Source organism: Sphingomonas sp. So64.6b (genome assembly GCF_014171475.1).
Classification (GTDB): domain Bacteria; phylum Pseudomonadota; class Alphaproteobacteria; order Sphingomonadales; family Sphingomonadaceae; genus Sphingomonas; species Sphingomonas alpina_A.
Genome location: NZ_CP048817.1, coordinates 2,560,165 through 2,578,417, shown reverse-complemented (window position 1 = coordinate 2,578,417; position 18,253 = coordinate 2,560,165). Strand labels below are relative to the sequence as shown.

Annotated in this window: 19 protein-coding genes and 2 pseudogenes; 6 read left to right on the top strand and 15 right to left on the bottom strand. The window is 64.0% G+C overall.

Annotated elements, in window-relative coordinates; all coding sequences use genetic code 11:
• The first annotated feature begins 54 nt into the window (after positions 1-54).
• Positions 55-2,916 carry a TonB-dependent receptor gene (locus tag G4G27_RS12220; protein ID WP_183108917.1) on the top strand — a complete coding sequence of 954 codons (2,862 nt, stop codon included), beginning with the start codon at positions 55-57 and terminating at the stop codon, positions 2,914-2,916.
• Between the two features lie 360 nt (positions 2,917-3,276).
• Here G4G27_RS12220 and G4G27_RS12215 read toward each other — a convergent pair whose 3' ends face one another.
• The 4 genes from G4G27_RS12215 to aroQ are packed head-to-tail and all read right to left on the bottom strand — an operon-like array spanning position 3,277 to position 6,089.
• A complete protein-coding gene (locus G4G27_RS12215) occupies positions 3,277-3,708 on the bottom strand; it encodes a hypothetical protein (protein ID WP_183108916.1) in 432 nt (143 codons plus the stop codon).
• Between the two features lie 55 nt (positions 3,709-3,763).
• Entirely contained in the window at positions 3,764-5,116 is a 1,353-nt protein-coding gene (gene accC / locus G4G27_RS12210) for an acetyl-CoA carboxylase biotin carboxylase subunit (RefSeq protein WP_183108915.1), read from the bottom strand.
• A gap of 4 nt (positions 5,117-5,120) precedes the next feature.
• Positions 5,121-5,618 carry an acetyl-CoA carboxylase biotin carboxyl carrier protein gene (gene accB, locus G4G27_RS12205; RefSeq protein WP_183108914.1) on the bottom strand — a complete coding sequence of 166 codons (498 nt, stop codon included), beginning with the start codon at positions 5,616-5,618 and terminating at the stop codon, positions 5,121-5,123.
• Positions 5,619-5,654: 36 nt separating this feature from the next.
• A complete protein-coding gene (gene aroQ, locus G4G27_RS12200) occupies positions 5,655-6,089 on the bottom strand; it encodes a type II 3-dehydroquinate dehydratase (protein WP_183108913.1) in 435 nt (144 codons plus the stop codon).
• A 104-nt stretch (positions 6,090-6,193) separates the two neighbouring features.
• On the opposite strand from aroQ, the pseudogene thiS reads away from it, so the two are divergent.
• The 4 genes and pseudogenes from thiS to G4G27_RS12185 form a co-directional block, all read left to right on the top strand.
• Positions 6,194-6,475: pseudogene (gene thiS, locus G4G27_RS24160) on the top strand (sulfur carrier protein ThiS); the annotation flags it as partial.
• On the top strand, positions 6,458-6,766 hold the full coding sequence (locus G4G27_RS24155; RefSeq protein WP_244624709.1) for a VOC family protein: 309 nt from the start codon (positions 6,458-6,460) through the stop codon (positions 6,764-6,766). The pseudogene thiS and the gene G4G27_RS24155, both read left to right, overlap by 18 nt.
• Before the next feature lie 35 nt (positions 6,767-6,801).
• Positions 6,802-7,566: pseudogene (locus G4G27_RS12190) on the top strand (thiazole synthase); the annotation flags it as partial.
• Between the two features lie 15 nt (positions 7,567-7,581).
• Positions 7,582-8,325, top strand: a complete 744-nt coding sequence (locus G4G27_RS12185) for an alpha/beta hydrolase (protein ID WP_183108911.1) — start codon at positions 7,582-7,584, stop codon at positions 8,323-8,325.
• On the opposite strand, the gene G4G27_RS12180 is transcribed toward G4G27_RS12185, so the two are convergent.
• Positions 8,322-8,828 carry a class I SAM-dependent methyltransferase gene (locus G4G27_RS12180; protein WP_183108910.1) on the bottom strand — a complete coding sequence of 169 codons (507 nt, stop codon included), beginning with the start codon at positions 8,826-8,828 and terminating at the stop codon, positions 8,322-8,324. The two genes, G4G27_RS12185 and G4G27_RS12180, sit on opposite strands and share 4 nt — an antisense overlap.
• A gap of 120 nt (positions 8,829-8,948) precedes the next feature.
• Here G4G27_RS12180 and G4G27_RS12175 point away from each other — a divergent pair, with 120 nt between their 5' ends.
• Positions 8,949-9,119 carry a CsbD family protein gene (locus tag G4G27_RS12175; protein ID WP_183108909.1) on the top strand — a complete coding sequence of 57 codons (171 nt, stop codon included), beginning with the start codon at positions 8,949-8,951 and terminating at the stop codon, positions 9,117-9,119.
• 178 nt (positions 9,120-9,297) lie between these two features.
• On the opposite strand, the gene G4G27_RS12170 is transcribed toward G4G27_RS12175, so the two are convergent.
• The 10 genes from G4G27_RS12170 to G4G27_RS12125 form a co-directional block, all read right to left on the bottom strand.
• Positions 9,298-10,941: a thiamine pyrophosphate-binding protein gene (locus G4G27_RS12170; RefSeq protein WP_183108908.1), complete on the bottom strand. Its 1,644-nt coding sequence runs from the start codon at positions 10,939-10,941 to the stop codon at positions 9,298-9,300.
• Between the two features lie 271 nt (positions 10,942-11,212).
• Entirely contained in the window at positions 11,213-11,545 is a 333-nt protein-coding gene (gene grxD / locus G4G27_RS12165; protein ID WP_183108907.1) for a Grx4 family monothiol glutaredoxin, read from the bottom strand.
• A 5-nt stretch (positions 11,546-11,550) separates the two neighbouring features.
• Complete coding sequence (locus tag G4G27_RS12160; RefSeq protein WP_183108906.1) at positions 11,551-11,802, bottom strand: BolA family transcriptional regulator; 252 nt, start codon at positions 11,800-11,802, stop codon at positions 11,551-11,553.
• Positions 11,803-11,807: 5 nt separating this feature from the next.
• Positions 11,808-12,131, bottom strand: coding sequence for a DUF1476 domain-containing protein (locus G4G27_RS12155; protein WP_183108905.1), 324 nt, complete (start codon positions 12,129-12,131; stop codon positions 11,808-11,810).
• 106 nt (positions 12,132-12,237) lie between these two features.
• Entirely contained in the window at positions 12,238-13,191 is a 954-nt protein-coding gene (locus G4G27_RS12150; protein ID WP_183108904.1) for a DUF808 domain-containing protein, read from the bottom strand.
• Between the two features lie 104 nt (positions 13,192-13,295).
• Entirely contained in the window at positions 13,296-14,297 is a 1,002-nt protein-coding gene (locus G4G27_RS12145) for an NADPH:quinone oxidoreductase family protein (protein WP_183108903.1), read from the bottom strand.
• Positions 14,260-14,889, bottom strand: a complete 630-nt coding sequence (leuD, locus tag G4G27_RS12140) for a 3-isopropylmalate dehydratase small subunit (protein ID WP_183108902.1) — start codon at positions 14,887-14,889, stop codon at positions 14,260-14,262. Before leuD ends, G4G27_RS12145 begins: the two co-directional genes overlap by 38 nt.
• On the bottom strand, positions 14,889-15,749 hold the full coding sequence (locus G4G27_RS12135) for an N-acyl homoserine lactonase family protein (RefSeq protein WP_183108901.1): 861 nt from the start codon (positions 15,747-15,749) through the stop codon (positions 14,889-14,891). The genes leuD and G4G27_RS12135 overlap by 1 nt, the downstream gene beginning before the upstream one ends.
• Before the next feature lie 163 nt (positions 15,750-15,912).
• Complete coding sequence (gene leuC, locus G4G27_RS12130) at positions 15,913-17,352, bottom strand: 3-isopropylmalate dehydratase large subunit (RefSeq protein ID WP_183108900.1); 1,440 nt, start codon at positions 17,350-17,352, stop codon at positions 15,913-15,915.
• A 49-nt stretch (positions 17,353-17,401) separates the two neighbouring features.
• Positions 17,402-18,244: a c-type cytochrome gene (locus G4G27_RS12125; protein WP_183108899.1), complete on the bottom strand. Its 843-nt coding sequence runs from the start codon at positions 18,242-18,244 to the stop codon at positions 17,402-17,404.
• Positions 18,245-18,253 lie beyond the last annotated feature (9 nt).

Below are 18,253 nucleotides of genomic sequence, written 5' to 3'. Positions count from 1 at the left end.
TGACACACTTCGGTCACGAGACAGCAAAAAGTGTCACCTGACAGGGGAAACATCATGCGACAGATCAAGACATTGATGCATGCCGGTATTGCGACGTTAGCGCTCAGTACGGCGTTGTGCAGCCCGCCCGCTTTCGCGCAGGCCGCGCCCGAAGAGACAGCCGCCACCGATGCCGCAACGGGCGAGGACATCGTCGTTACTGGCTCGCGCATCCGCCGCGATCCGCTCGACCAGGCCTCACCCGTCATCACCGTCGATCAGGATGCGCTGGCGAAGACCGGCTTGACCTCGATTGCCGACGTCCTCCAACGGCTGCCGAGCGCGGCCGGCGGCCTCAACACCAAGTTCAACAATTCGGGGAATCTCGGCAACCCGCCCGATGGCGGCGGCGTCGGCGCCGGCTCGTCCGAGATCGACCTGCGTTATCTCAGTGCCAAGCGCACGCTGGTGCTGGTCGACGGGATGCGCTTCGTGCCCGGCACCGCCGGTAGCGGCATGCCGTCGACGATCGACCTCAACACCATTCCGACCAACATGATTGCGCGGATCGAGGTGCTCCAGTCGGGCGCGTCGCCGCTCTACGGTTCGGACGCGATCGCCGGGGTCGTCAATATCATCACTGTGGCGGAGCAGGAGGGCCTGCGCGCGTCGGCGCAGTTCGGCACCTATCGCCAGGGCGACGGGCACACCCAGGATTATCAAGTCAGCTATGGCGTCAAGGGCGAGGCAACCAACCTTGTCGTCGGCGCGAGTTATGTGAAGCAGGAGGCGGTGCGGTCAAGCGATCGCTCGATCTCGCAATTTCCGAACCCCGGCCAGACGTCCTGCACTCAGCCGATCGGCGGCTGTTCCAGTGCCGCAGTCAACGGACGTTTCCTGGGCGATTTTGGTAACCTGACGATCGCCAATCCGCCCAACAATAATCCGACGCTCGCCAATTTGCGGCCTTTTACCGCCGCCGACCGCTTCAACTTCGCGCCGTTCAACTACATCATGACACCATCCGAGCGTTATGGCGGGTGGCTCAGCTTCAAGCAGGAAGTGTCGTCGAATGTGAACCTGCGCGTGAAGATGCAATATAATCGCCGTAACTCGGAGAATCAGGCGGCGTTCGAACCGCTGTTCATCGGCCCGGATGCCGGCAACGGTGCCGGCAGCCTGTTCGATCGGCTCTCGATCGACGCCACCAATCCTTATAATCCCTTCGGCTACACCCTGTCCGCGGGCGGGCCGGGTGAGGCACCACAGAATTACAGCTTCATTGCCCGTCGCCTGGTCGAGGCGGGGCAGCGCACCTTCAACCAGCGTGTCGATACGATGGTGGCGTCCGCCACGCTCGACGGCTCGTTCCAGGTCGGCGACCATCGCTGGTATTGGGACGTCAACACGGTCATCGGGTTCAACGACGCGAAACAGAGCTTCACCGGTAACGTCAACGCCGCTCGCGTAGCCCAGGCGGTCGGGCCGATCTCGCAGTGCACGGGAGCTTGCGTTCCGCTCAACCTGTTCGGCGGCGCGGGCTCGATCACGCCTGATCAGCTCGCCTTTATAGCCTTCACGCAGCGCGATCGCAGTTCGCAGCAGCTGTACGACTATACTGCCAATTTGAGTGGCGAGCTGTTCGACCTGCCGGCCGGCCCACTCGCCTTCGCGGTCGGCTATGAACATCGCGTCCAGGCGGCAAGCTTCGATCCCGATCCGATCGTTGCCGCTGGGCTCAGCGCCGACATTCCCGCATTACCGGCGCGAGGGCGTTACAATTCGGACGAAATCTATGGCGAGTTGCGCGTACCGCTTCTCAAGGACAAGCCATTCTTCCAGTTGCTTGAGGTCGACGGGGCGGTGCGTCACGCCAGTTATACGATCACCGGCGGCAGCACGACCTATACCGCGACCGGATTGTGGAAACCGGTCAGCGACGTGCTGTTCCGCGGATCCTATGCGACGGGCTTCCGCGCCCCAAGCCTCGGCGAATTGTTCGGCGCGCGCTCGCGCTTCGATCTGCCGGCGAACGATCCGTGCACCAGCGCCGCAGGCGGCCTGTTCCAGGGCAACGCCACCGTACGGGCGAATTGCATCGCCAACGGCGTTCCCGCCAATGGCAGCTATGCGGAAGATCAGGGCGGCCAGTTGCCCGTGCTGACCAAGGGCAATGTGAATCTGAAGCCGGAGAAGTCGCGCAGCATGTTGTTCGGCGCGGTTTATTCGCCGCAATGGGCACGCAGCGGTGGCGGCAGCTTGAGCGCGGAGGTCAATTATTACGACATCCGCGTGACCAACGCGATCTCGGCGGTCGATGCCAACCTCAAGCTGCAGAATTGCGCGCTGCGAGGCGACGCGGCCAGCTGCGCACAGATTGTCCGCACCCAGAACGGCTTCATCAACGAGATCGACGCCACGCTGGAAAATCTCGATGCCATCAACACGCACGGCCTCGATTTCACACTCGCCTATCGCGCGCCGTCCACCTCGTTCGGCACATTCGGTCTGGCGGTGAATGCAACGCGGTTGCTGAAATACACGCTCGCCGCTTCGAATGGTTTCGTGGTCATCCAGCGTGCCGGTACCGAGCGCGGCAGCCCGGACCAGGCATTTCCCAAGTTCAAGGGTAATGCGACGCTCGACTGGTCGATCGGCGGCTTCTCTGCCGCGTTTACCGGACGCTATGTGGCGGCGGTGACGGAGATCACCCCCGAAGGAGTGCTCAGTCGGATGGATTCGCGCTTCTATGGCGACATCCAGCTCGGCTTCTCACCGTCCTTCATGGATCACCGCTTCAAGCTGACGGCCGGGGTGAACAATGTGTTCAACCAGGATCCGCCGGGTTGCGGTAGCTGCAGCCTGAACAATTACGATCCGACCACCTATGACGCGCCGGGCCAGTTCGGTTATCTCCGTCTGAGCTACGGCTTCTAGGACCCAGCCGGCGGATCGGGAGAGTTCGTCCGATCCGCCGGCAGGTTGCTTCTATAGGGTAGCGCTCAGGTCTTGCTGGCGCGCCGGCCACCTCCGGGCGCGATGTGAACGATCTGCCGGAGAGCCGTGGAGGAGCTGGAGCTGTGCAGTCAAGCTGGGCGACCGGGCGAGATATGGGACACCCTGTTGTCGCATAAATCCAGCGCCCGACCGGTGCGCCGGATCTGTAATATATCGATTAATATTCAATAGCTTGAATGGTAATATTACAAGCTTCTGCATAAAGTGTCGCGCGGTGATCGGTTCAACGACGCGATGTTACCATTCTTCGTTGACGTCGGCAGCCGTCGTGGTGACCGATCATGCTTGTTTCGAACGAAGCAAGCCCATCGCGAGCAGGCCCCAGCCCAAGACCATCGAGGCACTGCTGATTATGATCAGCGCCGAAACCACCTGCTCAATGGAGGGCGCAGCCGAATAGCCGGCACCGGCAATTGGCAAGGCATTACTGGCTCCAGTCGCGGCTGACAGCGTCAAAGCGATCCACAGGCCGTACATTCCGAAGATAAGCGTCCAGTGTGCTGTGCCCTTGAGAACTTGCGCGAGCGTGATTGTGGGCCAAACCAGGCCGGCAATCATGATCGCCATGCCGCTTTGAACCGCCGTGAGGTGAGCCGAAAGAGCCATTCTGGGATTCAGAAAGGAATGAACAGCGACTCCCTGAAGAAGTCCGAGCAGAAAAAGCACTGCTCCTGCAACCAGGAGCGACTTCCGAAATGATCCCGGCGTCATGCGTTTTCCTCCCCTTGCTGGTCACCTCACCAAATACTGGGCCACCCGCCCATGATCAGGCGTCTTGCCTCGCCAGCCATTCCTCCAGCCACTTGATCGTGTAGTCGCCGTTTTGGAAATCGGGATCATCGAGCAAAGCCTGATGCAGCGGGATGGTGGTTTTCATCCCCTCGATCACGAACTCCTCGAGCGCGCGGCGCAGCCGGCGCAGCGCGCCCTGGCGGGTGGTGCCATAGACGATCAGCTTGGCGATCATGCTGTCGTAATACGGCGGCACCTTATAGCCGGCATAGAGCCCGCTATCGACGCGCACATTCATGCCGCCGGGGGCGTGGAACTGCTTCACCAGCCCGGGCGAGGGGGCGAAGGTGCGCGGGTCCTCGGCATTGATGCGGCATTCGATCGCATGGCCGCGGAAGATGACGTCCTGCTGGCGTAAGGTCAGCGGATGGCCTTCTGCGATGCGGATCTGCTCGCGCACCAGGTCGAGCCCGGTGATCGCTTCGGTCACCGGATGTTCGACCTGCAGCCGGGTGTTCATTTCGATGAAGTAGAATTCACCGTCTTCCCACAGGAATTCGATCGTGCCCGCGCCGCGATAGCCCATATCGGCCATCGCTTTGGCGCAGATATTGCCCATGCGCTCACGGTCTTCCTGGCCGAGTACGGGCGAGGGCGCTTCTTCGAGCACTTTCTGGTGGCGGCGCTGCAGCGAGCAATCGCGCTCGCCGAGATGGATCGCGTTGCCTTCGCCATCGCCGAACACCTGGAATTCGATATGGCGCGGGTTGCCGAGATATTTCTCCATATAGACGGTCGCGTCGCCGAACGCCGCCTTGGCTTCGGTGCCGGCCTGGAGCATCTGGGTTTCGAGGCTTTCGGGGTCGTTGACCACCTTCATGCCGCGACCGCCGCCGCCCGACGCGGCCTTGATGATCACCGGATAACCGACCCTGGCGGCGATCTTCTTCGCTTCGGCGATATCGCTGATCGCGCCGTCCGAGCCGGGGACAAGCGGCAAGCCAAGCGCGCCGGCGGTGCGCTTTGCCTCGACCTTGTCGCCCATGGTGCGGATATGTTCGGGTTTCGGCCCGACAAAGACGATGTCGTGCGCCTCGACGATCTCGGCGAACTTGGCGTTTTCGCTGAGGAAGCCATAGCCCGGATGGATCGCGTCGGCGCCGGAGATTTCGGCGGCCGAAATGATGTTCGGGATGTTGAGATAGCTGTCGATCGCGGGCGGCGGGCCGATGCAGATCGCCTGATCGGCGAGCCGTACATGCATCGCGTCGGTATCGGCGGTCGAATGCACGGCGACCGTCTGAATGCCCATTTCATGGCAGGCGCGGTGGATGCGCAGCGCGATCTCGCCGCGATTGGCGATCAGCAGCTTCTTGATCTGCTTCATGGGGTTATTCGACAACCACGAGTGGCTGGTCGAATTCGACCGGCTGGCCATTTTCGACCAGCACGGCCTTTACCGTGCCGGCGCTCGGCGCGAGGATCGGGTTCATCACCTTCATCGCCTCGACGATGAGCAGCGTGTCGCCCGCCGCGACCTGTTCGCCGACGGAAACGAACGGCTTCGAATCGGGATCGGACGAGAGATAGACCGTGCCGACCATCGGCGACTTGACCGCATTGACCGCGGCGACAGGCGTGGCGGCGAATGTGTCGGCAGGCGCGGAAGGCAGGAACGTCGCAGGCGCAGCGGCGGGCGCCGACGCCGCGCTGTAATGCACGGGCGCGGCAGCCGCGGCCTTGCGCGCGATGCGTATCTTGCGACCCCCATCCTCGACTTCGATTTCGGTCAGGCTGGTGTCATCCAGCAATTGTGCGAGTTGGCGGACCAGGTCGACATCGATTCGCATCGAGTCATTCTGGGCGGCGGATTGTTCGTTTTCGGCCATGCGACCCTTATGCTCCCTTATTGGGCACGCGTCCTGTCAGAGACGGGCGGCGGCTTCAAGCGCCAGCATGTAGGAAAGCGCGCCGAAGCCGGCGATGGTTCCCTTCGCGACCGGCGCGATATGGCTGCGATGACGGAAAGATTCGCGCGCGTGCGGGTTGGACAGATGCACTTCGATCACCGGCGTAACGATCGCCTTGATCGCATCGCGCAGTGCCACCGAAGTGTGGGTGAAGGCGCCGGCATTGAGAATCACCGCCTTGGCGCCCTCCGCCTGCGCCTCGTGCAGCCAATCGACCAGATGACCTTCATGGTTTGACTGGCGCATGTCGATCTTCAGGTCGAGGTCGCGCGCGCGGTCCTCGAGCTCGCCCGCGATATCGTCGAGCGTGTCGGTGCCGTAGATCTCCGGCTCGCGCAGACCAAGCAGATTGAGGTTCGGACCGTTGAGGACGTAAATCGTGTCGGCCAAGATCAGGACTTTCTGTTTCGGGTTTTGGCGGTTGCGAGTGTAGGCCAGCGCTTCCTATATGCGCGCGGGCGGGCGATCAAATGACGCGTCGTTCCGGAGTAGCAATGACACATACTGACGGCACCGTCTCGATCCGCGTCAATGGCGAGCATCGCCGTGTCGCGGCCGGGCTGACTATCGCCGAACTCGCCGCCGACCTCGGCCTGGTGCCTGAAAAGGTCGCGGTGGAGCGCAATCTGGAGATCGTGCCGCGATCGACGCTGGGCGAGGTCATGGTCGAGGATGGCGACGAGCTGGAAATCGTGCATTTTGTCGGCGGGGGGATGGGCGCGTCACGGATCGTGCCGAATCTTTATGCCGATGACGGCGTGGCGGGGCGGGCATTCTTCACCGATGTGCTCGGGCTCGATCTCGCGATGGAGCTGGATTTCATCTCGACCTATCGTGCGCCGGGGCATGACAATGCGCAGATCAGCGTCATCACCGCCGATCCATCGGGCCTGAAGCCGGATTATTCGGTCGGTGTCGACAATGTCGATCAATGCCATGACCGGGCGGTCGCGCAGGGGCTGGACATCGCCTATCCGCTGACCGACGAGCCGTGGGGCGTTCGCCGCTTCTTCGTCCGCGACACGGCGGGCGGCCTTGCCAATATCGTGGAGCATCGCACATCATGACCATCCAGACGCCGATCAAGACCGATGGCACGGCGGACACATGGACCGTCGCGGGCAAGACCTTCCGTTCGCGCCTGATCGTCGGCACCGGCAAATATCGCGATTTCGCGCAGAACGCGGCGGCAGTCGAAGCCTCGGGCGCGGAGATCGTGACCGTCGCGGTGCGCCGCGTGAACGTGTCGGACCCCAATGCGCCGATGCTTACCGATTTCATCGATCCGAAAAAGATCACCTATCTGCCCAACACGGCGGGCTGTTTCGACGCCGAATCCGCGATCCGTACCTTGCGGCTGGCGCGCGAGGCGGGCGGTTGGGAACTGGTCAAGCTCGAAGTGCTGGGCGAGGCGAAGACACTCTATCCCGATATGGTCGAGACGCTGCGCGCTTGTGAGATTCTCGCGAACGAGGGCTTCAAGCCGATGGTCTATTGCGTCGATGATCCGATCGCGGCGAAGCGCCTGGAAAATGTCGGCGCGGTGGCGATCATGCCGCTGGGCGCGCCGATCGGATCGGGGCTCGGTATCCAGAATCAGGTGACGATCCGCCTGATCGTCGAGGGAGCGAGCGTGCCGGTGCTGGTCGATGCCGGGGTCGGCACTGCATCCGATGCGGCGGCGGCGATGGAGCTTGGCTGTGACGGCGTGTTGATGAACACCGCGATTGCCGAGGCCAAGGATCCGATCCTGATGGCTGCGGCGATGAAGGCGGGAGTAGAGGCGGGCCGCATGGCTTATCTGGCGGGCCGGATGGGCAAGCGTCGTTATGCCGATCCGTCGAGCCCGCTTGCCGGATTGATCTAAAAAGGGAGAGAATTGATGCGCGCTTTATTGGGTTTGGGCCTGTCGCTGGCGCTGATCGCCTGTGGTCCCGGCGTGAGCAATGCCTCGACCGCGGCGCCGGTCACGGTCAAGGCGCGCGACGGCATCACCGTGTTCGCGCGCCACTACAAGACCGACAAGCCAAAGGCACTGATCCTGCTGTTTCATCAGGCGGGGTCAGGCAAGGGTGAATATGCGACGATCGCGCCGCGGCTGAACGCCGCCGGTTACGACGCGCTGGCGATCGACCAGCGATCCGGTGGCGAGATGTTCGGCGAGAATGAAACGGCGCTGTTGGTCGGCAAGGACCCGGGTTACCTCGCCGCGCAGCCGGACCTGCAGGCGGCGGTCGATTGGGCCAAAACGCAGAAGCTGCCGGTGATTATCTGGGGCAGCAGCTATTCCTCCTCGCTGGTCTTTCCGCTGGCGGCGGCCAATCCGGGGGTGGTCAAGGCGGTGCTGTCCTTCTCGCCGGGCGAATATTTCGATGACAAGAGTCTGATCAGTAAAGCGGCGGCGAAACTGGCGGTGCCGGTGTTTGTCACATCGGCTGGGGACGCGGAAGAGGTCGCCCGCGCCAAGCCGATCTTCGACGCGGTGCCGGGGGCCGGTAAAGTGTTTTACCAGCCGAAAGAGGGCGGCGTGCATGGCTCCTCGACGCTGATCGAGAAGCGCAATCCGAAGGGCGCCGAGGCGAACTGGACCGCTGTGCTCGCTTTTCTGAAGAGCGTGACGGGCTAGGGTTTGCGGGCGAGCCAGACGTCCGCGCCGCCCCAGGCCGGGTCCTGGACGACATGGGCCATCTCGATCAGGCCGCGGCGTGCGATCGCGGCGCTGTATTCGATCGGGCCGAGGTCGCCGTCATCGTCCCTGGCGTTGAACAACAGGCGTCCGCCCGGTTTCAGCCATATCCCGACGCGGTCGGCCATCATCGCCTGATCGGCGCGGGACAGGCCGGTCAGGCTGTCCCAGGCGATGATTCCGTCAAATTGTCCGTCGATCGCGGCTATGCGCATATCGGCGTGGATCCAGGTATCGCGCGGAAACCGGGTACGGGCGAGGTCGATCGCCACCACATCGCTGTCGACACCGGTAAGGCGGAATCCGTGATCGATCAGGTAGCGCGCAATCGGCTCGCCACCGCCACAGCCCAAATCGAGAATGGCGCCGCCTCTGGGCAAGGCGGCGGTGAAACGGTCGAGCCATGATTGCGCGGCGAAGAGCCTGCGATGTGCGTCAGGCACGGCACATCCCGTCGCCTCCGGCCCGGTCGCCGGGAACCGCCCCCATGCTCATCCGTTCTTCCCCCAAGTCCCAAAGCCGCCGACCCCCGGCGTCAACGGGCTGTATTTCAGGAGGTTACCATGGGTGAACTCGTCGACAAGATAAAAGGCAATGTGAACGAAGCGATCGGCAAGGCCAAGCAGCAGAGCGACAATCCGAACACGCGCGACGAAGGCGCGGGCCAGGAAGTCAAAGGCAAGGCGCAGCAACTCGCCGGCAAGGTCAAGGGCGCGCTCGGCGACGATATCTGATCGCTGACCTACCGATTTAAAGACGCCGCTCCGGACAACCGGGGCGGCGTTTTCTTTATTAGCCGTCATGCCGGCGCAGGCTGGCAGCTCAGACGTTGGGCACTTCGTGTGTCACTAGAGGGAGACCCCAGCCTGCGCTGGGGTGACGTATAAGCGGCGCGCGGGTCGCCCGCGCGTCTCACCCCCCGTGCAGCGCCGTGATCGTCGTCCCTGCGGTGATCGCCTCGATATCCGTCTTGATATGAAGCAGCCGCACGCCGGTCTGCGCCATGGCACGCTCCAACGCCGGTGCGAACGCCGCCGTCGTCTCAACCGTCTCCGCCCAGCAGCCATAAGCCCGGCCAAGCGCGGCAAAGTCGGGGTTCTGCAGCCGCGTGGCGGAAATCCGGCCGGGATATTCCCGCTCCTGATGCATACGGATCGTGCCATAGGTGCTGTTGTCGATCACCAGCACCAGCATGTTCGCACCATGCGCGACCGCGGTGGCCAGTTCCTGGCCATTCATCAGGAAGCAGCCATCGCCGGCCAGCGCGACGACCATCCGGTCGGGATGGCGCAGCGCCGCCGCCGTTGCGGCCGGCACGCCATAACCCATCGCGCCGGCGGTCGGCGCCAGCTGGCTGGTTGGGCCCGCATAACGCCAATAGCGATGCCACCAGCCGGAATAATTGCCCGCGCCATTGCAGATGATCGTATCTGCAGGGAGCAAATCGCGCATCGTCGCGACGCACGGGCCAAGGTCCATTTTCAGATCGCGCGGGGCGGGGGTCGACCAGGCAAGCCACTCCGCATGCGCCTCCGCGCCCGCCGCCAGCGGTTCGTTATCGATCGCCAGCACCGCGTCGGCGAATTCGGCCATGCCAGCGCAGATCGCGAAATCGGCGCGATAGGTCTGGCCGAGCTCGTTCGGATCAGGATGGATATGGACGAGAGTCTGGCCCGGATGGTCGGGGGTGATCAGCGTATAGCCGTCTGTCGTCGCCTCGCCGAGTCTCGGCCCGACGACAAGCAACAGATCGGCAGCCTTGACGCGCTCCACCAGCTTCGGGTTGGGGCCATAGCCAAGATTGCCGGCCCAGACGGCGCAATCGTTGGCAATGGCATCCTGGCGGCGGAATGCGGCGGCGACGGGGATGCCGCTCCGTTCGGCCCATTGCGCAAAGTTGCGCGCGGCCGACTCGTCCCAACCAGCGCCACCGATGATGGCCAGCGGTCGCTCGGCACTGCCGATCAATCCACCGAGATTGCGCATCTGGATCGGATCGCACGCTTGCACGGCGCGATCGACGCGTGGCCGATCGACCGCCGCGACCGCGTCCAGTAACATGTCCTCGGGCAGCGCCAGCACGACCGGCCCGGGCCGCCCGTTCATCGCTATGGCATAGGCGCGCGCGATATATTCCGGGATCCGTGCGGCATCGTCGATCTTCGCCGCCCATTTGGCGATCGGAGAGAACATCGCCGTGAAATCGATCTCCTGAAACGCCTCGCGATCCTTGGTGCCGCGATCGACGTCGCCGATGAACAGGACCATCGGCTGCGAATCCTGCATCGCGACATGCACGCCGATCGACGCATTGGTCGCACCCGGACCGCGCGTGACGAAAGCGATGCCCGGCTGTCCGGTCATCGCGCCATCGGCGCACGCCATGAACCCGACCCCGCCCTCCTGACGGCACACGACGACGTCGATCTCGGGCGTGTCGTGCAACGCGTCGAGTACGGCGAGGAAACTCTCGCCGGGTACGGTGAAGATACGGTCGCAACCCTGTGCGACAAGCTGATCGACCAGGACGCGGCCGCCGGTGCGTGAATTCGTCATCGCGGCGGTTTAGCGAGCGTCGCGAGACTTGGGTAGAGTGCTGAAACTGTCGGTAAAGCTTACACGGTCGAAGGCTGCGGATAGCGCGTTAACTATCGTCTGCCGCGATTTTGCGTGGTTCACGAAAACTGGCACACCGCCTGCTACGATAGGAGTACGCCGAGCGTTTTCACGCTTCAGCAGGGCGGACCCGAGCTCCTCCGATCTCGCTTGGGTCCGCCCGCCCCGGCCTTCTCACAATATCATATGATCACCGTCGTTCCGCGAGCGATCACTCGGCGTTCGCGACGCCCTGTTCCTCGAACAGCTGTGCGAGCTCGCCGGATTCGTACATCTCCATCATGATGTCCGATCCGCCGACGAATTCGCCCTTCACATAGAGCTGGGGAATGGTCGGCCAATCCGAAAAAGCCTTGATGCCCTGGCGGATACCCTGGTCCTGCAGCACGTCGACGCTGTCGAATTCGACGTTCAGATGCTGCAGGATCGCGATCGCGCGGCTCGAAAAGCCGCATTGCGGGAATAGCGGGCTGCCCTTCATGAACAGCAGCACGTCGCTCTTGCCGACCAGGTCGGCGATGCGGGCTTGAGAATCGTCGTTCATCGTCATCATCCCAATTCAGTACGGGGTTCCGGAACCGCCGTGGTCAGCTGCAGCGCGTGGAGCTCGCCGCCCATCCGCCCGCCGAGCGAGGCATAGACCAGACGGGTGCGTTCGACGCGCGAAACGCCACGAAAGCTCTCGGCGACGACGCGCGCGGCATAATGGTCGCCATCGCCGGCCAGATCGGTGATCTCGACCGTCGCATCGGGGATTCCCGCGACGATCAATGCCTCGATATCGGTTGCCGCCATCGCCATCTGCGCTATTCCGCCTGCATCAGCTGGCGGCGCGCCTCGATCGTGTGTTCCTCGATCGCGCGGCGCACGACGGCTTCGTCGATCTCGATATTCGCGGCGGTCAGGTCGCTGACCAGCTTGCGGATCACATCCTCGTCGCCGGCTTCCTCGAAATCCGCCTGTACGACCGCCTTGGCATAGGCATCGGCCTCTTCCGCGGTGAGCTTCATCTGGACCGCGGCCCAATGGCCGAGCAGCCGGTTACGCCGCGCGGTGACACGGAACTGCATCTCCTCGTCACGCGCATATTTGGTCTCGAACGCGCGCTCGCGGTCGTCGAAGGTCGTCATCCGGTTCGTCCCCTTGGGCCTTTAATGTCTCACCTTGGGAGATAGGGAAGGGGACGGGCGAAGGGAAGGGGCTGAGCGAAGGCACGAGAACAACAGAAGCTGCTCCTCAGGCATGTTCCTCGGCGGACACTGGTCGTTTTCTTGGCAGGATGTGCATGATGCCGACGATTACGCCACCGACGATCAGCCCCGCCACTGCCGCGCCCAGCGCGCCGACCAGCCATTCGATCACTCCTTGCGCGACAGGCGAGGCGTGGGCCGCGGCCTCGGCGAGATGGTGAACCGCCTGCGGGATCGCGCCCAGACCGAATTCCTCCAGCCCGTGGAGCAGGATGCCGCCGCCGACCCAGACCATCGCCGCGACGCCGAGATGGGATAAAGCCTGGAGCAGCACAGGCATTGCGGCCACCAGGCCGCGACCGATTGTGCGCAGCGCAGGCGAGGAACGGCCGCTGAGATGAAGGCCGATATCGTCCATCTTCACGATCAGTGCGACCACGCCATAGACACCGACGGTAATCGCGATGGCCACCGCACCGAGCGCGGCGGCGCGGACCCCCAAGGATAGATCAGGCAAGTCGCCAAGTGCGATGGCCATGATTTCGGCCGACAGGATGAAGTCGGTGCGCACCGCGCCGCTTACCTGACGCGCCTCAAGCTCGGCGGGGTCGTCGATCGTGGCGACCTCCGCTGCATGATGCGTGCCGCTGAGCGCCTCGAAGATCTTTTCGCTGGCTTCGAAGCAGAGATAACTGCCGCCGATCATCAATATCGGCGTGACCGCCCAGGGAGCGAACACGCTGAGTGCCAGCGCGGCGGGCAGGATGAACAATAGTTTGTTGCGCAGCGAGCCTAGCGCGATCTTCCAGATGATCGGCAATTCGCGACTGGGCGGCAGGCCGACGACATAACGCGGGGTGACCGCCGTATCGTCGATCACGACGCCAGCCGCCTTGAAGCCGGCGCGCCCGGCGGCGCCGGCGACATCGTCGACCGAGGCTGCCGCCAGTTTGGCGAGAGCCGCCACATCGTCCAGCAGCGCTACGAGTCCACCCGGCATGTCATCCCCTTAATTGCACACGCATCGCGAGCGCGGATCGCCACGCTGTCTGAATGAGCGACCCTTTCCCGTGAAGGAAGGGGCGGGTCAACTCGCTACCGCCGTTATTCGGCGACCTTCACCACCAGTTTGCCGATCGCGTCGCGGGCAGCCATCTTGGCGATCGCCTTGCCGCCGTCCTCGAACGCGAAGACCTCGGTCACGCGTGGGGCGATCTGGCCGTCCTTCCACAGGCGGAACAGGCGCTCGATATGCGCGGTATTGGCCTTGGGGTCGCGCGCCGCGAAGGCGCCCCAGAATACGCCGCACACGTCGCAGCTCTTGAGCAGTGTGAGGTTGAGCGGCAGCCGCGGGATACCGGCGGGGAAGCCGACGACCAGATAGCGGCCTTCCCAGGCGATCGAGCGCAGCGCCGGTTCGGCATAATCGCCGCCGACCGGATCATAGATCACGTCCGCGCCACCCGCGCCGAGCGCCGCCTTGAATTGATCGGCAAGCGCCTTGGACTGGTCCTTGTCGAACGGCGCGCGCGGATAGACGAGCGTGACGTCCGCGCCGGCTTGCTTGGCTGCCGCCGCTTTCTCCTCCGAGGATACGGCCGCGACGACCCGCGCACCGAACGCCTTGCCCAGTTCGATTGCCGCAAGGCCCACGCCGCCCGCTGCGCCGAGCACCAGCAGGGTCTGCCCCTCGCCGAGATGCCCGCGATCGAGCAGTGCATGGATCGTCGTGGCATAGGTCAGCAGCAACGACGCGCCTTCCTCGAAACTGCGTCCTTCGGGCAGGCGGAACAGGCTTGTCGCGTTGATCGCGGCCTTCTCGACCAGCCCGCCCGAGCCGGTGGTGGCGATCACGCGGTCACCGACCGCCCAGTCGGACACGCCCTCGCCGATGCTTTCGATCACGCCGGAAATCTCGCTGCCCGGCGCGAACGGACGGGGTGGCTTGAACTGATATTTGTCCTCGATGATCAGCACGTCGGGATAGTTGATCGAGCACGCCTTGACCGCGACGACGACCTGGCCCTTTGCGGCGACCGGATCGGGTAGTTCGTCGATGGTTAGTGTTTCAGGTCCGCCCGGCGCTTTCGACAACAATGCCCGCATGTCTCCGTTCTCCGCTCATCCAGGGCCGGTGTTCGTCCACCCCGGCTTCATATTTCGAAATCTCGGTATCCCTTGCCAGTGTCAGGCCGACTTCGTCCAGTCCCTCCATCAGGCATTGGCGACGGAATGCGTCGAGATGAAAGGGGAAGCGGTCCTGGAACGGTGTGGTGACGGTCATCGTTTCCAGGTCGACGGTGACGGTATCCGTTTTCGCGACTTCGATCAGCCGGTCGACCGCGTCCTGCGGCAGGACGACGGGTACGATGCCGTTCTTGAACGCGTTGCCGGAAAAGATATCGGAGAAGCTCGGCGCGATCACCGCGGCGATGCCCATATCGGCAAGCGCCCAGGCGGCATGCTCGCGGCTCGACCCGCAGCCGAAATTATCGCCTGCGATCAGCACCGGGGCCCCGGCATAGCGCGGGTCGTCGAATATATTGCCTTCCTGCGCACGCACAGTCTCGAACGCGCCCTTGCCAAGGCCGGTCCGCGTCACCGTCTTCAGCCAATGCGCCGGGATAATCACATCGGTGTCGATATTCTTCGCGCCCCAGGGATAAGCACGGCCGGAGACTTGCGTGACGGGATTCATTATTCGGCGGCTTTCGGAAATGCGGACAGTTTGGTGACGTCGGCGGGCTCGTGCTGGATGATCACGGTCGCTTTCAGATTCTTTGCCAGATTCTTGAATCGGTCGAGCGAGGCGAGCGTGTCGGCGCGGTTATAATTGAAGGTCGGCACGCCGTTCGTGTCGTAATTCGCCTGGAAATGCGCGGTGTCGCCGGAGAGCAGGAAAGCGCGACCCTTCAACCGCACCAGCAATGCGTGATGCCCGGGCGTATGGCCGGGCAGGTCGATCATCGTCACGCTGCCGTCGCCGAAGATGTCCTTGTCGCCGGTCACGCCCTCGGACTTCGCCGCTCCTTTGATCCATGGCGCGAACGGCGCCGGGTTCACGCCGGGCGCGCCGGCCTTGGCGGCGTCGAGATCGCCCTTGCCGATCAGCAGCGTCGCGCCCGGGAAACTGTCCAGCTGGCCGATATGGTCGAAATGGTAATGGCTGACGCCGACCATCGCGATGTCCGCCGGCTTCAGCCCCAGTTGGGCGAGCTGTTCGGGGATCGTCTTCGTGACCGTCGCATCCATCGCCGCCTTGCGGTCGAGCGCCTTGCCTTTCATCGATGCGGGCAGGCCGGCGTCCCATAACAGATAGGTGTCGCCATGTTTGATAAGATAGCAGCTCCCGACCAGTTCGCTGGTCTGGCCGGTATAGGCCATGGTGTCGGAAAAGGCGTTGAGGTCACCGACCGAAACGGTGCCGCAATCAAGTCGCCATAATTTGATCGGAGCCGGGACAGCGGCTTTTTGCGGGGGTGGGGGCGGGGCGGCCTGGCCCATCAGCGCGACGGCGGCGACAGCGGCAAACAACCCGGTCTTGAAAATGGTCTTCATGGCGATTCCTCCCCTTGGATCGCGCCATCTAACGCGCGGGGGCAGCCTTGTCTTGCTTACTTGGTCTGGCGAGCGGGCTCATCGGTCGTCGTGCGCGCGGTGGCGGCATAGGCGGCGATGCCGCTCAGGACGGTGCCGAGGACCAGCAATACCAGTGCGCGTTTCATTTCGTGTCCCCCATCAGGTCGCGGACATCGCTCAGCCGACCGGTGACGGCCGCAGCAGCCGCCATTGCGGGTGACACCAGATGAGTCCGCGCACCGGGTCCCTGCCGTCCTACGAAATTTCTGTTGGAAGTGGAAGCACATCGTTCGCCCGGCGGCACTTTATCCGGGTTCATCGCCAGGCACATCGAGCAACCGGGTTCGCGCCATTCGAAGCCGGCATCGATGAAGATCCGGTCGAGCCCCTCAGCCTCGGCCTGACGCTTGACCAGCCCCGATCCCGGCACGACCAGCGCACGCACGCCGTTCGCGACGCTGCGGCCATTGGCGACGGCGGCGGCGGCGCGCAGATCCTCGATCCGGCTGTTGGTGCAACTACCGATAAAGACATGGCCGATCGCGATATCCTGCATCGCGGTGCCCGGCGTCAGGCCCATATAGGCGAGCGATTTGCGCGCCGCGTCGCGCTTGGCCGGATCGGCGAAGCTGTCGGGGTCGGGTACATGGCCAGTGATCGGCACGACGTCCTCGGGGCTGGTGCCCCAGGTCAGCGCGGGCGCGATATCGGTCGCATCGAGCCGCACAATCGTATCGTAGCGCGCACCCGGATCGCTCGGCAAGGTGCGCCACCATGCCACCGCGCTGTCCCAATCCGCCCCCTTGGGCGCCATCGGGCGACCCTTGAGATAGGCGAAGGTCGTCTCGTCGGGCGCGATCAGGCCGGCACGCGCGCCGCCCTCGATCGACATGTTCGCGATCGTCAGCCGTCCTTCGATCGACAAGGCGCGGATGACCTCGCCAGTGAATTCGATGACATGGCCGGTGCCGCCGGCCGCGCCGATCTTGCCGATGATCGACAGGATCACGTCCTTGGCCGAGACGCCGTAGCCGAGCGTGCCGTCGACGCGCACTTCCATCGTCTTCGACGGCGTCAGCAGCAATGTCTGGGTGGCGAGGACATGCTCGACCTCACTGGTGCCGATGCCGAACGCCAGAGCGCCCATCGCACCATGCGCCGAGGTATGGCTGTCGCCACATACCAGGGTGGTGCCGGGCAAGGTGAAGCCCTGTTCCGGTCCGACGACATGGACGATGCCCTGATCGGGCGAGATGGCGTCGATATAATCGATCCCGAACTCGGCCGTGTTCCGGCGCAGCGCGTCGAGCTGCTGCGCGCTCTCGCGGTCGGCGATCGGCAGCATGACCCCAAGCGCATCGACACGCGCGGTGGTCGGCAAATTATGGTCGGGCACCGCCAGCGTCAAATCGGGGCGGCGTACCTTGCGTCCGGCCACGCGAAGGCCCTCGAACGCCTGCGGGCTGGTGACCTCATGAACGAGGTGGCGATCGATATAGATCAGGCAGGTGCCGTCGTCGCGTCGTTCGACGACATGCGCGGCCCAGATTTTTTCGTACAAGGTGAGCGGACGGGAAGCCATCCGGGCGCTCTAGTCGAAAGCTGCGCCTAGGCAAAGCGCGGCTTGTCGTTTATTGCGACGGCGCCTTTTCCGCCTCGGCGCGCAGATAGGCCTGGATCGCGACGATCTCGCTGTCGGTCAGCACGCGCAACCCGCCCACAGCCGCCTCGCGCATCATGCCGAGATCGCGTGGCGTCATGCCGATACCAGTGCGCAATAACCGCCGGAAAGCGGCGGGATCGTAGCTGGCGCCGACGGTGGCGAGCGCGGGCACGATCTGTTTGCCGTCGTCCGACGGGCGTTCCTTGTGCAGGTCATGACAGCCCGCGCAGGATATCGAGACCATGTACCGGCCGATATCGGCCGGCCGGCTTTTGCCCGCGAAGGGCAGGGTATGGACGCTCGATGGCAGCGCGCCGGTCAGCACGAGCGCGCGGCCGAGCGGCCCGAAGCTGGTCGTTGCGATGGTGTCCGACGCGCCCGGCTTCAGCGTGCGGATCCAGGCGATGATGCGCGCGACATCCTCGTCCGCGAGATGCGCAAGCGCGTCCGTCGGCATGATGTAGAGCGCGCTGCCGTTCTGCGCGACGCCGTGACGGATCGCGCGCGCGAGCTCGGCATCGCTGCTGCGCGCCGCGACTCGCGCCAGCGCCGGCGGCGCGGCGCGTCCGAAGACGGGGCTGTCGACCAATATGGTACCCTGGCCATTGGCGCCGTGGCAGGCGCGGCACCCCGTGACCCGTGCTATGCGGCCGCCTTCCGCAATCGCCGCAGCGCCGGTCGCCGCCGCGATATCGACTTTAGGCACGTCATGGCCGCGTCGCAGAATATATTCGGAGCCGCCATAGACGATGGCGACGACGACAACGATCAGCGCGACCAGCACGGTCGCGATACGGCGCAGCCACTTCATGGAAAATCC

Bases quoted from the DNA above. Each gene is read 5' to 3' on its own strand.
- G4G27_RS12220 (WP_183108917.1), top strand. From the start codon at position 55: ATGCGACAGATCAAGACATTGATGCATGCCGGTATTGCGACGTTAGCG.
- G4G27_RS12215 (WP_183108916.1), bottom strand. From the start codon at position 3,708: ATGACGCCGGGATCATTTCGGAAGTCGCTCCTGGTTGCAGGAGCAGTG.
- accC (WP_183108915.1), bottom strand. From the start codon at position 5,116: ATGAAGCAGATCAAGAAGCTGCTGATCGCCAATCGCGGCGAGATCGCG.
- accB (WP_183108914.1), bottom strand. From the start codon at position 5,618: ATGGCCGAAAACGAACAATCCGCCGCCCAGAATGACTCGATGCGAATC.
- G4G27_RS12185 (WP_183108911.1), top strand. From the start codon at position 7,582: ATGCGCGCTTTATTGGGTTTGGGCCTGTCGCTGGCGCTGATCGCCTGT.
- G4G27_RS12175 (WP_183108909.1), top strand. From the start codon at position 8,949: ATGGGTGAACTCGTCGACAAGATAAAAGGCAATGTGAACGAAGCGATC.
- G4G27_RS12170 (WP_183108908.1), bottom strand. From the start codon at position 10,941: ATGACGAATTCACGCACCGGCGGCCGCGTCCTGGTCGATCAGCTTGTC.
- grxD (WP_183108907.1), bottom strand. From the start codon at position 11,545: ATGAACGACGATTCTCAAGCCCGCATCGCCGACCTGGTCGGCAAGAGC.
- G4G27_RS12160 (WP_183108906.1), bottom strand. From the start codon at position 11,802: ATGGCGATGGCGGCAACCGATATCGAGGCATTGATCGTCGCGGGAATC.
- G4G27_RS12155 (WP_183108905.1), bottom strand. From the start codon at position 12,131: ATGACGACCTTCGACGACCGCGAGCGCGCGTTCGAGACCAAATATGCG.
- G4G27_RS12150 (WP_183108904.1), bottom strand. From the start codon at position 13,191: ATGCCGGGTGGACTCGTAGCGCTGCTGGACGATGTGGCGGCTCTCGCC.
- G4G27_RS12145 (WP_183108903.1), bottom strand. From the start codon at position 14,297: ATGCGGGCATTGTTGTCGAAAGCGCCGGGCGGACCTGAAACACTAACC.
- leuD (WP_183108902.1), bottom strand. From the start codon at position 14,889: ATGAATCCCGTCACGCAAGTCTCCGGCCGTGCTTATCCCTGGGGCGCG.
- G4G27_RS12135 (WP_183108901.1), bottom strand. From the start codon at position 15,749: ATGAAGACCATTTTCAAGACCGGGTTGTTTGCCGCTGTCGCCGCCGTC.
- leuC (WP_183108900.1), bottom strand. From the start codon at position 17,352: ATGGCTTCCCGTCCGCTCACCTTGTACGAAAAAATCTGGGCCGCGCAT.
- G4G27_RS12125 (WP_183108899.1), bottom strand. From the start codon at position 18,244: ATGAAGTGGCTGCGCCGTATCGCGACCGTGCTGGTCGCGCTGATCGTT.